Annotated in this window: 16 protein-coding genes; 10 read left to right on the forward strand and 6 right to left on the reverse strand. The window is 27.1% G+C overall.

Going from position 1 to position 15,245, the window contains the following annotated elements; all coding sequences use genetic code 11:
* The first annotated feature begins 79 nt into the window (after window positions 1–79).
* The 4 genes from NADRNF5_RS10120 to NADRNF5_RS10135 are packed head-to-tail and all read left to right on the forward strand — an operon-like array spanning window position 80 to window position 3,991.
* Entirely contained in the window at window positions 80–1,108 is a 1,029-nt protein-coding gene (locus tag NADRNF5_RS10120; RefSeq protein ID WP_048118327.1) for an SIS domain-containing protein, read from the forward strand.
* A 56-nt stretch (window positions 1,109–1,164) separates the two neighbouring features.
* Window positions 1,165–2,070 carry an NAD-dependent epimerase/dehydratase family protein gene (locus NADRNF5_RS10125; RefSeq protein WP_048118329.1) on the forward strand — a complete coding sequence of 302 codons (906 nt, stop codon included), beginning with the start codon at window positions 1,165–1,167 and terminating at the stop codon, window positions 2,068–2,070.
* A 60-nt stretch (window positions 2,071–2,130) separates the two neighbouring features.
* The gene (locus tag NADRNF5_RS10130) at window positions 2,131–2,922 is read left to right on the forward strand and encodes a cytidylyltransferase domain-containing protein (RefSeq protein ID WP_048118330.1); all 792 of its coding nucleotides are present in this window, start codon (window positions 2,131–2,133) and stop codon (window positions 2,920–2,922) included.
* The gene (locus NADRNF5_RS10135) at window positions 2,909–3,991 is read left to right on the forward strand and encodes a DegT/DnrJ/EryC1/StrS family aminotransferase (RefSeq protein WP_048118333.1); all 1,083 of its coding nucleotides are present in this window, start codon (window positions 2,909–2,911) and stop codon (window positions 3,989–3,991) included. The genes NADRNF5_RS10130 and NADRNF5_RS10135 overlap by 14 nt, the downstream gene beginning before the upstream one ends.
* Before the next feature lie 7 nt (window positions 3,992–3,998).
* Here NADRNF5_RS10135 and NADRNF5_RS10140 read toward each other — a convergent pair whose 3' ends face one another.
* Window positions 3,999–4,730, reverse strand: a complete 732-nt coding sequence (locus tag NADRNF5_RS10140) for an N-acetylneuraminate synthase family protein (protein WP_048118336.1) — start codon at window positions 4,728–4,730, stop codon at window positions 3,999–4,001.
* 59 nt (window positions 4,731–4,789) lie between these two features.
* Between NADRNF5_RS10140 and NADRNF5_RS10145 the strand changes: the two genes are divergently transcribed.
* Window positions 4,790–5,212 (forward strand): GNAT family N-acetyltransferase, encoded by a 423-nt coding sequence (locus tag NADRNF5_RS10145; protein WP_048118339.1) that lies wholly within the window; start codon window positions 4,790–4,792, stop codon window positions 5,210–5,212.
* Here the strand turns inward: NADRNF5_RS10145 and NADRNF5_RS10150 are convergent.
* The 4 genes from NADRNF5_RS10150 to NADRNF5_RS10165 all read right to left on the reverse strand — a co-directional run bounded on the left by NADRNF5_RS10150 (window position 5,209) and on the right by NADRNF5_RS10165 (window position 10,444).
* Window positions 5,209–6,219: a polysaccharide biosynthesis protein gene (locus tag NADRNF5_RS10150; protein WP_048118342.1), complete on the reverse strand. Its 1,011-nt coding sequence runs from the start codon at window positions 6,217–6,219 to the stop codon at window positions 5,209–5,211. The two genes, NADRNF5_RS10145 and NADRNF5_RS10150, sit on opposite strands and share 4 nt — an antisense overlap.
* Before the next feature lie 70 nt (window positions 6,220–6,289).
* Window positions 6,290–7,429 carry an N-acetyl sugar amidotransferase gene (locus tag NADRNF5_RS10155; protein ID WP_048118345.1) on the reverse strand — a complete coding sequence of 380 codons (1,140 nt, stop codon included), beginning with the start codon at window positions 7,427–7,429 and terminating at the stop codon, window positions 6,290–6,292.
* A gap of 27 nt (window positions 7,430–7,456) precedes the next feature.
* Window positions 7,457–9,343: a CDP-glycerol glycerophosphotransferase family protein gene (locus NADRNF5_RS10160; RefSeq protein ID WP_048118348.1), complete on the reverse strand. Its 1,887-nt coding sequence runs from the start codon at window positions 9,341–9,343 to the stop codon at window positions 7,457–7,459.
* A gap of 96 nt (window positions 9,344–9,439) precedes the next feature.
* Complete coding sequence (locus NADRNF5_RS10165; RefSeq protein ID WP_048118351.1) at window positions 9,440–10,444, reverse strand: class I SAM-dependent methyltransferase; 1,005 nt, start codon at window positions 10,442–10,444, stop codon at window positions 9,440–9,442.
* A gap of 71 nt (window positions 10,445–10,515) precedes the next feature.
* Here NADRNF5_RS10165 and nadE point away from each other — a divergent pair, with 71 nt between their 5' ends.
* Both nadE and NADRNF5_RS10175 read left to right on the forward strand, forming a co-directional pair.
* On the forward strand, window positions 10,516–11,490 hold the full coding sequence (gene nadE, locus NADRNF5_RS10170) for an NAD(+) synthase (RefSeq protein ID WP_048118353.1): 975 nt from the start codon (window positions 10,516–10,518) through the stop codon (window positions 11,488–11,490).
* A 41-nt stretch (window positions 11,491–11,531) separates the two neighbouring features.
* Window positions 11,532–12,611, forward strand: a complete 1,080-nt coding sequence (locus tag NADRNF5_RS10175; protein ID WP_048118356.1) for a glycosyltransferase family 2 protein — start codon at window positions 11,532–11,534, stop codon at window positions 12,609–12,611.
* A 1-nt stretch (window position 12,612) separates the two neighbouring features.
* Here the strand turns inward: NADRNF5_RS10175 and NADRNF5_RS10180 are convergent, their stop codons facing one another.
* Entirely contained in the window at window positions 12,613–12,960 is a 348-nt protein-coding gene (locus NADRNF5_RS10180) for a holo-ACP synthase (protein WP_048118360.1), read from the reverse strand.
* Window positions 12,961–13,012: 52 nt separating this feature from the next.
* Between NADRNF5_RS10180 and NADRNF5_RS10185 the strand changes: the two genes are divergently transcribed.
* Genes NADRNF5_RS10185 through NADRNF5_RS10195 form a run of 3 tightly spaced genes read left to right on the forward strand, consistent with a single transcriptional unit; the run spans window position 13,013 to window position 15,236 of the window.
* Entirely contained in the window at window positions 13,013–13,261 is a 249-nt protein-coding gene (locus tag NADRNF5_RS10185; protein WP_160289408.1) for an acyl carrier protein, read from the forward strand.
* Window positions 13,258–14,694 carry a class I adenylate-forming enzyme family protein gene (locus NADRNF5_RS10190; RefSeq protein ID WP_048118363.1) on the forward strand — a complete coding sequence of 479 codons (1,437 nt, stop codon included), beginning with the start codon at window positions 13,258–13,260 and terminating at the stop codon, window positions 14,692–14,694. The genes NADRNF5_RS10185 and NADRNF5_RS10190 overlap by 4 nt, the downstream gene beginning before the upstream one ends.
* Before the next feature lie 11 nt (window positions 14,695–14,705).
* Window positions 14,706–15,236, forward strand: a complete 531-nt coding sequence (locus tag NADRNF5_RS10195; RefSeq protein ID WP_048118366.1) for an acyltransferase — start codon at window positions 14,706–14,708, stop codon at window positions 15,234–15,236.
* The last annotated feature ends 9 nt before the right edge of the window (window positions 15,237–15,245 follow it).

The following is a 15,245-nucleotide window of genomic DNA, read 5'->3' on the forward strand; positions in this document are numbered from 1 at the left end:
TTTGAGAGCTTATATTGCTTACCGATAAAATGTTAAAATGGACTATTTTTATTGTCGTGTAATATTCATTGATTGATTAATGGATAAAAAATTACTTGATGAAATAGATTCAAAAAAAATGTATAAAGTATATGATGACTGGCCTCAAATAGCAAAATCATGTTTTGGACAGGAAATTAAAAAGATTAAATCTTCTGAAATTGATCATGTGATATTTGCAGGAATGGGTGGTTCGGGAGCTTTAGGTGACGTTTTTTCATCGATTTTATCTAAAACAGACATTCATGTTTGTGTAGTTAAAGGGTATCATTTACCAAAAACAGTAGATTCAAAAACATTAGTTGTGATAATTAGTATTTCAGGAAATACAGATGAAACGTTAAGTATTTTGAAATCTGCTCAAAAACAAAATTGTAAACTAATATGTTTTTCATCAGGAGGATTAATGGAAGAAATTTGTAAAAAGCAAGAAGTCGAATATAGAAAAATTGAACAATTTCATTCTCCAAGAGCTTCTTTTACATCATTTTTATTTTCTATTTTGAATGTTTTATCTCCCATACTTCCAATTAAAAAAGAAGATGTTTTACAATCAATAGAATTTTTAGGATTAATTCAAAATGAAATATCATCAAGTAATCTTAATAAAATGAATCCAGCATTAAATTTAGCAGAATGTATTAAAAAAATTCCATTAATTTATTATCCATGGGGATTGCAATCAGCAGCTATAAGATTTAAAAATTCACTTCAAGAGAATTCTAAATTACATGTGATTGTTGAAGACGTTGTTGAATCTTCTCATAATGGAATTGTTGCATGGGAAAAGAAATCAAGTGTTCAACCAATTTTCATTAGAGGATTAGAAGATCACATAAAAACTAAAGAAAAATTTCAAATACTATCAGAATATTTTGAGAAAAAGAAAATTCAATATAAAGAAATTTTTTCAGTTGATGGAAATATTCTGTCAAAAATTATTTGTTTGATTTATGTTTTAGATTATTGTTCAATTTACAAGGCTGTTTTAGATGGAATAGATCCATCTCCAGTTGAATCAATTGATTTTGTGAAAAAAAAGATCAGAGATACAGATGAATATATTTAAAGAAAAGAAATTGATTACTTTGATTAACATATATCCAATGAATTTTTCATGAAATTATGAATATTTTAGTAACTGGAGGGGCAGGATTTATTGGGACTCACCTGGTGAGTAATTTATTAAAAAATAATTTTAAAGTTAGAATTTTTGAAAATTTTTCTAATTCTAAAAAAGAATCAATTTCTAATTTGATTGATTTGGGTGCAGAAATTATTGAGGGAGACATAACAAACCTTACGGAGGTTCTTGATGCGTCAAAAGATCAAGAAGTAATTATTCATTTAGCTGCAATTATATCAGTCGAAGAATCAATTAAAAATCCAAAAAGAACATTTGAAGTAAATGTTCAGGGAACAAAAAACATCCTGGAAGCGTGTAAACGAAATAATATAAAAAAACTTGTAGTGGCTTCATCATCAGCTGTTTATGGGGAAAGTTCTGAAAATCAAAAATTAACAGAAAATTCAAATTTAAATCCGATTTCACCATATGGTGAAAGTAAATTAAGAATGGAACAAGAAATAAACAATTTTGTTATAAAAAATAAGATTAATGTTATCATTCTCAGATTTTTTAATATTTTTGGAATTGGTCAATCATCAGAATATGCTGGAGTAATAACAAAATTTGTAGATAGAATTAGAGAAAACAAATCTCTAGAGATATTTGGGGATGGAAAGCAAACAAGAGATTTTGTATCTGTTAATGATGTTGTGAATTCAATCAAAATTTCTATAACAACAAAAAATACTGGAATTTTTAATATTGCAAGTGAAAAAGCAATAACAATTAAAGAGCTTGCAAATAAAATGATTGAATTATCTGGAAAGACACTCAATATCATATTTCTTCCAGCAAAAAAAGGGGATATTAAATTCAGTCAGGCAGATATATCATTAGCAAGAACCATGTTAGGATATTCACCAAAATTTGAACTAAATGAAATCAAAAACTTGTTTGACTAATTTTCGTTCAATAAAATACTGGGAAATAGATAATTTATAGCAGATTTTAAAGAAAAAGTGATGATTGGTTGTATTATTCAGGCAAGAATGGGTTCTTCAAGATTGCCTGGCAAGGTAATGAAAAAAATTTTTGAGAGTCATACGGTTCTTGATTTTGTTCTAAAACAACTTAGTTTTTCTAAAAAAATTGAAAAAATTATTGTAGCAACAACTAATCTAAAAGAAGATGATATCATTTGTAATTATTTAAAAGCAAAAAAAATTGAGTTTTTTAGAGGATCTTCTGATGATGTATTAGATAGATATTTTCAATGCGCACAAAAATTTTCTTTTGAGGTAATAGTTAGAATCACTGCAGATAATCCTTTAGTAGATCCTGAAATTGTAGATAATGTAATTGAAAAGTTTTTAAATAATAAGTGTGATTTTGCTTCAAATACATTAATCAGAACTTTCCCTTATGGTACAGAAGTAGAAGTATTTTCAATTGAGTCACTCGAAAAAGCTTGGCAAAATGCTGTTAAACCGTCAGAAAGAGAGCACGTTACACCATTTATTCAAGATCCTAAAAATAAATTTAATCTAGTAAATTTAGAACACAAAAATGATCAATCATTTTTACGATTAACTGTGGACAGGAGTAAAGATCTAAAATTAGTTCAAGAAATTTTGAAAAATATTTCTAAACAACCAATTCTAATGAATGATATAATCAATCTGTATAAAAATAAACCAGATATTTTTGAGATAAATAAAAATGTCAAGCATGATGGGTATATTTCATCTCTAAAAAGAGATGAGGAATTCTTAAAATCAAAAGAATTGGAAAAGAGTCAAAATGTCAAAAATTAAATTATTTGATCCATTTGTGGATGAATCAGAAACGCGAGCAATAAAGAGAGTGCTAGATAGCCATTTTTGGGCATCAGGAGCAGGAAGTGGAAATGTAAAAAGATTTGAGATGAAATTTGCAAAATATATTGGATCTAAAAATTGTGTTGCCGTAAACAGTGGAACAGCAGCACTAAATCTTGCATTATCAATGATTGATATCAAAGGAAAAGAAGTAATTCTACCTTCATTATCTTTTGTGTCTACTGCAAATGCAGTAATTGAAAATGGCGGAATTCCCAAATTTGTAGACATAGAGGAAAAAACACTATGTATAGACTATACAAAAATTTGTGATGCCATTTCTAAAAAGACAAAAATAATTTTGCCAGTACATTTTGCAGGTTATGTTTCAAATCTTGAAAAAATTGCCTCATTATGTAAAAAATTCAATATTGATTTAATTGAGGATGCAGCTCATGCTGCAGGTTCATCATATAATAATAAAAAAATTGGGTCTCATGGAAAATTTGTATGTTTTAGCTTTCATCCAGTAAAAAATCTAGCAATGCCCACAGGAGGATTAATAGCAATAAATCAAAAGAGTTCTAGTAATATTTCAAGAATTCTAAAGGCAAAACGTTGGTGTGGAATTACAAATAGAAGAAATTCGAAATATGATATAAAAGATCTTGGTTGGAATTATTATATGAATGAATTTTCAGCAGCTATAGGATTAGAACAATTAAAAAAATTAGATTGGACGAATAAACAAAGACAAAAAAATGGAAAGAGATACTTTAATGAAATTTCAATTAAAGAAAAAATGCCTTTTGATAAAGGATGCTCTTATCATTTTTACTGGATCAGAGTAAAAAATAGACAAAAATTCAGAAAGAAAATGTTTGAGAAGGGGATTGAAACGGGAACTCATTATGAACCAATTCATAAGTTTAGTTTCTACAAATCAAAAATTAAGCTTCCAATAACTGAAAAGGTTTCAAAGGAAATTGTTACTTTACCAACTCATCCTAATCTTTCAGATTATGATATAGATAAAATCATAAAAACTGTGAATGGATTGTCTTAGAAAAAATCTAAAAACTTGCTTTTTCAATAATTCGAATGTGATGTATCAAGTCAGATAATTGAATTATATCAATAGAAGTAGAAGCATCAGGGCCTTTGGATGTAGGTAATTTCACATGTTTTTCAATTAAGATGTTTTTAGAATTTTGTTGTTTTTTTAATATTGAAAATAAAATTGGAGCTGTTATTCCCATTGTATGATCAGAAAAGCCATCAAAAGTAGTTGCTTTTTTCCAATTTATTTTGTTAAATTTTAAAGGATAATCGGAAATGCAATAACAGAAAGTAGTTTTATTCTTAGAAAAGATATTCTTAATTTTTTTCTTATTACCTCCCATTCCCATACTTATGATTAGTGGTTTGTTTGAGTTAGCTTTGGATTTTAAAGTTTCCAAAGAAAATGGATCTTTTAATAAACAAGTCCTAGAGGCTATTTTGAATCTTTTTACATTTAGAGATTCTAGGAATTGAACTCCCTCAGGAAAAAAGACACTACATATGAATTCAATTTTTAATTCATCACAAATTTTTTTTAATTTTTTTGCTTTCTCAAACGTTAACTCAGATTTTTTGATAACTTTCCAATCAGGATGTTTTTCTGAATAAAGATCTTTTGCTCGCCACATTTGAAATTTTACAGCATCAGCACCTGCTTTTTTACATTCAGAAATAATTTTTTGAGCAATAATTAGACTTCCTTCCCAGTTTGAGCCTATTTCTGCCACAATTGTTGTCTTCAACTATTTTTCCTTAGAAAAGAAAAATTTAACTGTTTTAAAAATCAAAATTTAGAATATTAATGAAAAAAGAAAATGGAACAATAAGACTTCATACTGTAAAAAAATCAGATATACAATTTCTTTATGATTTACTTAAAGAAAGGGATCCCAAAGCCAATATTTCTCATAAAAAAATGCCAACTTTTGCCCAACATGAGAAATTTGTAAATTCGAGGCCATATTCTAAGTGGTATGTAATTTCAGATTCTGGAAAAAATGTTGGTTCCATCTATTTAACAAAAGAAAATGAAATTGGGATTTTCATTAAAAAAAATACACAAAATAAAGGGATTGGGGTTAGTGCAATAACTAAAATGATGGAAAAAAATCCACGTTCAAGATATCTAGCAAATGTAAATCCCAAGAACAAAAAATCTATTCAATTTTTTAAAAAAAATGGTTTTAAATTACTTCAATATACATTTGAATTAGAAAAATCTTAACAATCTACTGATTCAGAATTTTTTATCATTGTGATAAGATCATTTTTTGAAATTCTTTCTGCAATATCAGAAGAATAATTTTTTAAATTTTCAATTTTTTTAATATTTGGATAAATTTCATTAATCTTATTTGCGTGGAAAAGTGGATACAAAGGATTTGTGATCATATACATGTCATTATATTCCCATGTGTGTCGGATTTCATCATCGCCAATTAACACTTCATGAAGTTTTTCACCGAGGCGTATTCCGATAATTTCTTCATCAAAATTACCATATAATTCGTGTAAAGCATCTTTAACATCCATAATATTATATGCACGCATTTTAGGAACAAAAATTTCAGAACCCAATCCAGATTTAGTGGCATTTAGAATAAAATCAAGAGCTTCACACATTGTGATACTAAATCTTGTCATTTCTGGGTCAGTAATTGTTATTTTTTGGTGATTCTTAATTTGTTCAATAAACTTGGGAATTACAGAGCCACTACTACCCATGACATTTCCATATCGAACAGCAACATATTTGGTGGGATGTATTTTAGGATCTTGATAATTGTTAGCAGTTACAAATAATTTTTCCATCAATAATTTTGTTGCCCCATAAGTGTTTAATGGAGAAACTGATTTGTCAGTTCCAATACAAACAGCTTTTTCAACATTATTTTTTAAACATGCATCTAAAACATTTTGAGAACCAATAACATTGGTGTTAATTGCCTCAAATGGGTTATATTCAATTTTTGGCACATGTTTAAGAGCAGCAGTATGAAAAACAATATCAATATCTTCAGTTGCACGAATTAATCTTTCCCGATCTCTTATATCACCTAGTAAAAATCTTAAACGTTCATCATTGAATTTAGACTCCATTTCAATTTGTTGGCTTTCGTTTCTACTGAATATTCTAATAGTATCTATATTAAATTCCAATAACCGCTGTGTTAGAGCTCTCCCTAATGAGCCAGTACCTCCAGTAATTAGAATTTTTTTTCCATCAAACATGATATCGTATCATTAAATTGAATAAATTGGTAGATAATAAATTAACTAAACATTTTGCGCATAAAAAATCTTAATTATCAAAAGAAATTTTTTCGATATTTCCTTCCTGATCACGTAAAAGTTTGCCATTTTCATCTTTTTTAAACAAATCTAAGTTAGTAAATTTGTCACAGATTTCTATAAATTGTTCACGAGAAAGTTCTGCTTGTTCTAGAAATTCAGAAAGGTATTTGGTAGGAATTTTGCCTTCATGTTTTTTTACTAATTCTAATCCTTGGTGACGTGTTATTCTGCCATGACGGATTTCTATTGAAGCATGATCTGTTGCACGTCCAAATCCAAATTTAAGGAATTTAAAGTAGTCATGAAAAGAAGTGAATTTTACATCAAGATTTTCCCAACTATCATAAGTTCCTTCACGAATTTCACTGTCTTCAGAAAAGCCTAATTTTTTAACGATTTCAAGTTGTTTGAAAATATTCCATTCGATATAAGTACCAAGGAAAATTCCAGTTACACCAACTTCTCGAATTTCTTCATCAGATGGATAAATGTAGGGTTTTAGATCCATTAGATCAAAACCATATTTTGTCATATCTTGAGGTTTTATTTTATCTAAAAAATAGCCACCATTTTTTTCATTCCATTCCTTATCAAGTAAAGTTTGTTTTGAAATGTCAGTTGGCTTTCCATATTCAAATTGAGGGTTTTCCCCCCAAATGATTAAAGGAATTTTATTTTTTACTGCAATTTGAATAGGAATTGTAAATATTCCAATGTGTTCGGGCCATTGATAATCACCCAATTCCATCAATCCAAATTTAGCTAATTTTTTGTAAATTATTGGGTTTGGTGAAAATTCAATACAATCAACACCTAAGTTTTTTAGATTTTCAAGATTCTTTTTTCCAAGATTTGTTTGATCAAGAGGATGAAAATTAATAACTAGGGGATTATAACCCAATTCTTCTTTAATGAAATAAGTTTGGAAAGTTGAATCTTTTCCTCCACTAACAGGAATTATACAATCATAATTGGAACTATCTTTACTTGAAAATTTTTTAAGAATTTCTTCAAGTTCTTTTCGTTTTTGTTCCCAATTAATTTCAGATTTTTTCTTAAAATTGGTACAAGCACTACAAATTCCATCATTATTAAATTCTAATTGTGGTTTAGTATCTGGATAAAGACATAATTTGCAATATTTCATAAATTTATAAATTAATTCGTCTGTTAATTAGTTTTCTAAGATGGAGATAAGATTTTTTACAAATATTTCAGAGGCATTTCCAGGTTCATGCAAATAAGATTTTATGAATTTCTGTCCATTTTTAATTAAATCATTTCTATAATTCTCATTGAATACTAATTTTTCAACACAATCGTTCAAATCTGATTTTTCTGAGGCTATTAAAATGGCATTCTGTTGAACATATGGGAAATCATAGAAATGATTGTCAAGGATGATATTCATTATAGGTTTTTGGAGAATCATGGATTCCAAGATAATAGTTGAGGGCCCCCACCCTTCAGGCGTTATTGTAATAACAGAATCAGATACTTGGATTAAATCTACAATCGAAGTCATTAGATGAATAGTGATATTTGGATCCAAATTTTTAGCTAGATTTTTTATTATTTCATTATGAAATGATTGACTAGGATGAAGTTTTAAAATAATTTCAATGTTTCTGTTTTTTAAAATTGAACATAATTCTGTAAATATTTTTTCAAATTTTAGATGGAATTTTGTTTCATCAAATCCTTGAATTTGTGTAATAGGTGTAGGTGCAATTAATATCCGGTGGGATTTATTTTTTTGTTTAATTGTTTTTGTGAATAATTTATCATGTCGAGGACTTCCTGAAACAATGATTTTTTCAGATTTAGTTTTCAAATTTTTCTCAAGAAAATCTTTTTGACTTAAACTCCATACTGCAATTTTATCAGTAAATGAAGGATAATTTGATAGAGTAGAAAATCTTGTTGATTCCGGTAAAAAAATTGCAAAACCATGTTCCAAAACTATTGAAGGAATTTTATTTTTATTAGCAGCTAGAAAAATTTTTTCAGTTTCTCCGACTTCATTTAAAGTCATTATAAATTTAATATTAATTTGTTTAAGAATTTTTTTAGAAATATAATATGTTAAAAGATATTCATGAATTCTTGTTTGATAAATTTTAATTAGTTGGTTTTTGATAATATTCCATAAAGAAAAATCTTCCACTACAAAAATATTTTCAAAGATTTTTTGATTTGAAAATATATGATTTAATTTTTCAATTAATCCTTTCTCTATAGATTTAATAGAATCTTTTTCATTTGATTTTAGTATTTCATCATAATTGATGATTTTTACACCTAAATCCTTTAAAAGATTAATAGATTTTTTATCGGAAATAGCTGGTCTACGTCGATTTAAAAAAATCACATTATAGCCAATTTTAATAAAATTTGAAATTAATTTTTCGTATAACGGAGGATAGAATTCTAAAAAAATTACAGTTTTCTTGTCTGCATCTTTAAAATTAAACCATAACTTGTAAAAAGAGCCAATAGATTTCTCCCAAAAAGATTTTACTTTATGATAATTTTTTCGAGAAAGATTAAAAGAAATTGGTAATTTTCCAATATTTTGTTTTATTTGAATATCTTCCCAAAGTAATTTTTCTGATGAAATAATATCTTTAATTTCAAATTCAAAATCAAATTTTTGATTTAATGTATGTAAAATTTCTGAAAATTTTTCTGTGGAAATAATTTTTTTAGGTTTTATTTTATTTATGATATTCCTTGTTGTAAAAAAATTGATGAATTCATTCATCAAATGTGTATGAAACTCAATAGTGTCAAAAAATCTAAAAAAATTGACTTCATCAAATTCTACTTCTTTTAATTCGCTATTTTTATACCAATGATGAAAACTGGAAACTTGATCAAAAATCTTTAATCTTTCATTTTCTATAAGAAATTCTTCTGCAATTTTATGAGGGATTTTTTTCTCCTCAAGAAGTTTATGTGCACTAATACTAAATGAATAAACATCATTTTCAAAAAATAGCTTCTCATCAATGGATGAAAAATCATTTGCATCTTTAACTAAAATTATAGAATTTGGCATTTTTTTTCACTGTTATTATAAAACAAAATAATTGAAATCATTATTATCCCAGAATCTAAGATAAGTATAAGAAATTTTCTAGGGATTGAATCATTTTTAATTTATTTTGATAATATTTCTTTTAATTCGTTCATTAGATAACCTTTCATAGGCATTTTTTGTCAAACCTATAACAGTATACCCATTTGGTTCATAAACTAGATCTAAGATACGGTATTTTTCAAGAGTGCTCAGAGATTTAAATTTTGACAATGTAAAATTATTTTTGAAAAATTCTGAGATATTTGTTTGTGGCATAGAAAGTTTTTTCTTTGATTGAATGGAAGTATCAAAAAGTAAGCCATTTTTATCTTTGGATATTCCAAAAATAGCAAATCCATAAAGACCCGAATTTTTAAATAAATTTTTTATGTCTTTGCAATCATAAAGGGTTTCATTAGCATGAAGTAAAGAATCAACAATTAGTGAATCTTCTTCATCTTTAGTTTTAAAATTTAGATTCCAACCATAATCAAATTTGTTTAATCCAAGATCTCTAACTAATTTAATTCCTAATTCATAATTTGATTTCTCTTTCCCTAACAAAATTGATACAAGTTCTTTATTGAGCATTCTTTTATGCCCCCCTAATTTTCCATATAAATAAAGGAAAATCATTCCATCTTTTTGTAAAGAACTTACTAAATTTTGTAAACCATTTTCAGGACTGGAAAGATGATGTAAAACACCCATACAAAGAATAAGATCAAATTTTCCTAAACTTTGAACATCATTCATAATATTATGCTGAATGAATTTAATGTTGCCAATTTTTTTTAATTCTTTTAATTTATTTGCAATTTGTAATGATGTTTCAGAAATATCAATTCCAATAAAATCACATTTTTTAAAATGACTTGCTACATTTGTAATTCTATGTCCACTTCCCGAACCTGCATCTAAAATAATTTTATTTTCCAGTTTGATATCGCTTTCTAATTCAAAAATTCTTAAAAGATTTAGTAGTTCATTTGTTTGAGTAATTTCAGTAGATGGTGATGGATATGGATATTTTTTATACATATTTTTTACATTTTTAGTAATGGGATCATCATTATTCATAAGCAATCACGTAACATACTAAGAGATGATTCATCCACATATTTAATTAATCATTATTTCAAAGTAATCTAATGGAATCTATTCTAGACATACTAAAAATTAGAAACGAAAATGAAACTGTGAAAAGGATTTGTGATTTTATTAAAAATGAAATCTCAGAAGATTTTAAAAAGACAGGAGCTGTAGTTGGGTTAAGTGGAGGTATTGATTCTGCAGTAACTGCTGCTCTTTGTGAAAGAGCATTAGGTGCAGACAAAGTTTTAGGTATAATATTGCCTGAAAATGAATCAGACTCAGAAAGTGTTAATGATGCAGAAAATATTGCTAGAAAATATAATATTAAAACAGAAATAATTGATATAACTTCAATATTAAATTCTTGTGGAGTATATCAAACCAAGGAAAAAATCATAAAAGAAAAATTTCCAAATTTTAATTCTAATTGTAAGTATAGAATAGCTGTTCCTTCTAATACAAAGAATTCAATTGGAATGCCATTTTTAGAAATACTAGATGATCAGAATAATGTACATAAATTGAAAATTTCATCTTCTGAATTTCTTACCGTTACAGCTGCTACATCTATTAAACATAGAATCAGAATGACAATGCTATATTTTCATGCAGAAAAAAATAATTTTTGTGTTATAGGAACTACAAATAAATCTGAATACCTACAAGGATATTTTGTAAAATATGGTGATGGCGGAACAGACATAGAGCCTTTAGTTAATCTCTATAAGTCTCAAGTCTATCAATTAGGGAAATTTCTTGAAGTTACTGATGAAATAATATCTAAAGATGCATCACCTGATGTGTGGAGTTATAAAACAAATGATGAAGAATTTTTTTATAGTGTACCTTATCACATTGTTGATTTAATTTTATACTCAAGAGAGAATAATCTACCTGTTAAAGATATTCAACAGATTTCAAATTTATCAGTAGACGAAATTGAAAAATTAGTTAAAACTCAAAAACAAAAACAAATCAATAGTCAACATATGAGAGAAACACCTCATGGATGGGTACCAGATTTTACTTAATAGATAATAATTACATAAATTTTAAAGAGTTAAGAAATTGCATGAACAAAATTAATCAAAATAAAAATTCAGGAGTAAATATTACAAATCCGCTAGTAAGTATTATCATTCTAAATTATAATGCGGGAAATTTGTTATTAGATTGTGTTAGTTCCATTCAAAAAACTACCTATGCAAATTTTGAAGTGATTCTAGTAGATAATGCTTCAGAGGATAAGAGCCACATAGAATGTAAAGAAAAGTTTCAAAGTATCAAATTAATAGAAAATCCTCAAAATTTAGGCTATTGTGAAGGGAATAATATAGGATTAAGAGTTGCTAGAGGACAATTTTCTGTGATTTTAAATCCAGATACAATTGTAGATCCTCATTGGTTAGAAGAATTACTAAAAGCTTACAAAGAAAATGGTAGGGGGTTTTATCAACCAAAATTTTTAGCTACTTCAGATAATTCAATGTTATTAAGTACAGGAAATATGATTCAAATTTTTGGATTTGGGTTTTCACGTTCTAAAGGAAATGCTGATGTGGGAAAATTTGAAAAGTTTGAAAAAATAAATTATGCATCTGGCACATGTCTCTTTACTTCAAAAGAAGTTTTAGAAGAAACTGGTCTTCTTGATCCTTTTTTATTTGCATTTCATGATGATTTGGAATTATGCTGGCGTGGTGCATTAATCAAAATAAATTCTTACTATGTACCAAAATCAATTGTTTATCATCCAATTGAAGGTTCCAGTTTCAAATGGAGTCCTATTAAATTCAAATTAATGGAACGAAACAGAAAATATTGTTTGCTTACATTATACGATCGAAGTACTTTAATCAAAATGATTCCAGCTTTATTTTTAGTAGATATTGCGGTGTTTTTTTTCTATTTAAGTAAAGGATTACTAAAAGTGAAGATTTCAGCAGATCTTGAGATTCTAAAAAATATGAAACTGATAAATAAAAAATATGAAGAAAATCAAAAAATCAAAGAGGTGTCAGACAATGAGATCATTCAACAATTTGAAAACCAGGTAAATGTTCCACATTGGGTTGTAAATAATAAAACAAATCAATTTTTTAATAATTTTCTTGAAAAGATATCAAAAATTACAAGAAGATTTCTTAACTAAACTAACGTTTTTCAGAGACTACAACAGCAACTGCATTATTTTTTTCGTGGCTAACGGAAACAAGGAAGTTGTAAGATAGATTATTCAATAAGGAAACTGTTGGTTTAGAATCTTGATGTTCAGTCATAATATCAAGAAACTCAATTTTTTCATTTATCGACTTTATAACAGATTCCTTTATTGCAAATTTTGCAGCAAATGATTGTGATGAATTATTATTATTAAGACAATATTCAATTTCTGAATTATGAAAAATTTTTTTATAAAAATTTTCATTGTTTTCATAAGGTTTTTCGTTAAATCGATGAATTTCTATTATGTCAATTCCTATTCCAATTTTCTCAATCATATACAAAATATCGAGAAGGTTTATTTATTATCTATTGGTTTTCGCAAATGTATTGACAAGTGATGGAGGGTTAAAAGAAAAAATCAAAGATATTTTCTTTGAAGTGTTTCCTAATATGAATAAAAATGATTTTTTATGGGAAAAAGAACAAAAAGATTATGAAAATTGGGATTCATTTGCTCAATTAAATATAATTACTTTTGCAGAAGCAAAGTTTGACATTGAATTTACGTTGGAAGAATCTTTAGAGATAAAATCTCCAAATGATCTTCTCAAATCGGTTCAATCACATTTATCATGAATATAATTAATCATATTAAAAATAATGCAGATAAACATCCTGCAAAAATAGCTGTAATAGATGAACAAAGGCAAATAACTTTCAATGAGTTGTATCAAAAAATACAAAATTTTTCTACAATATTTTCGTCGAAAAACCAGAAGATAATAAGTTTAGTATCAGAAAATTCTATTTCATTTCTTATTTCATATCTAGGATTGATAAATTCGGGGAAAACTGTACACCTAATCCCACCTAAAATTTCTCAAGACAATCTGCTAAATCAAATAAATTCTTCAGAATCAGGAGCAATAATTTGTCCTAAAATAATAAAAAATGAATGGAAAGAGAATGACTCAACAAATATTCCAATTTTTGAATTTGGGGAAAACATATCAATAAAAGGAAATGATGATAATGAATTAAAAAAGAATGAACTAGCATATCTAATATACACCTCAGGAACTACATCCGAACCAAAAGGTGTTGCAATATCACATTCAATGATAGAATTTACAACAAAAAATATTATTAATGTTTTAGGATATACAAATCAGGATATAGATTTACTACCATTACCACTTCATCATTCTTTTGGTTTGGGATGTGTTCATTCTTCATTAAATGTAGGTTCGACACTTATTTTGTTAAAAAATGCAAGTAATTTAGAACAACTACTTGAATCAATAAAAAAATTTAATGCCACAACATTAGCAGTAATTCCAGCAACATTAACAAAATTGTTGATGTTTGATAAATATATTCTAGAAGATTATTTTACAGATCTACGATTAATTATTACTAATAGTACTTCAATTCCAAAAGATACTGTACAGAATTTTAAAAAAATTATGAAAAAAGGAAATTTAGCAACATACTATGGTCTAACTGAAGCTTCTCGCTCAACTTTTATGATTTTTGATAATGACAATAACAGAGAGGAGTCAGTTGGAAAAGCTGCACCAGACGTTGAAATAAAGATCGATACAAATGATCAAGATGGTATAAACATTGGAGAAATTTTGATTAAAGGAAAAAATGTTATTCAAAATTATTGGAAGAATAGTGAAGCTGATAAAAAAATAGTTAATGGATGGTTACGAACTGGAGATCTTGGATTTTTAGATGAAGAAAAATATCTTTTTCTAAAAGGACGTCATGATGAAATTATTAACATTGGAGGTGAAAAGGTATCACCACTCGAAATTGAAGGGGTTGTTAAAAAACTATCAGGAGTTGAAGATATTGCAGCATTTGGGATAGAGCATAAGATTTTTGGTCAAACCATTAAAGTTAATATTGTAAAAACGAAAAATTCAGATTTAGATAAATCTCAAGTTTTGAGTTATTGTATTAAAAATCTTGAAAAATATAAAATTCCATCAAAAATTGAATTTGTAGAAAAAATTCCCAAAACAGACTACGGAAAAGTTAAACGTTTTATGCTAAAATAACTATAGACATCATGACTAATTCTGACAATTTTAAGACTAATGAACGAGAATTAATGGAATATTATGGGCATAAAGGAATTAGTGGTAAAATCAAACTTCGAATGAAATTTTTAAAAAGTTGGATTTTTCATTCATTAGCATATTCTTCTCCTTTACCATCTTGGAGTATTAAATTTCAAAGAATTAGAGGTGTAAGGATTGGGGAAAATTGTCATATTTCTCCATATGTGCTAATTGATCTGTTACATCCCGAATTAATCAAGATTGAAGATAATGTAACAATTAGTTCTAATTCAATGATCTTTGCTCATGTAAATCCTTCAGCTAATGATTTTTTGAAAAACCACGGATACCCTAGAACAATAAAGCCGATAACAATCAAAAAAGGAGCCGTCATAAGTGTTGGTTGTATAATTATTGCAGGAATCACGATAGGAGAAAACGCAATAGTTGGTGCTGGAAGTGTTGTAACACAAGATGTTCCTGATTATTGTGTTGTTGTAGGAAATCCAGCAAGGGTTGTTAAAAAAATCGATCATTAATTTTAAAAA

The organism is Nitrosopumilus adriaticus (assembly GCF_000956175.1).
Taxonomy (GTDB): domain Archaea; phylum Thermoproteota; class Nitrososphaeria; order Nitrososphaerales; family Nitrosopumilaceae; genus Nitrosopumilus; species Nitrosopumilus adriaticus.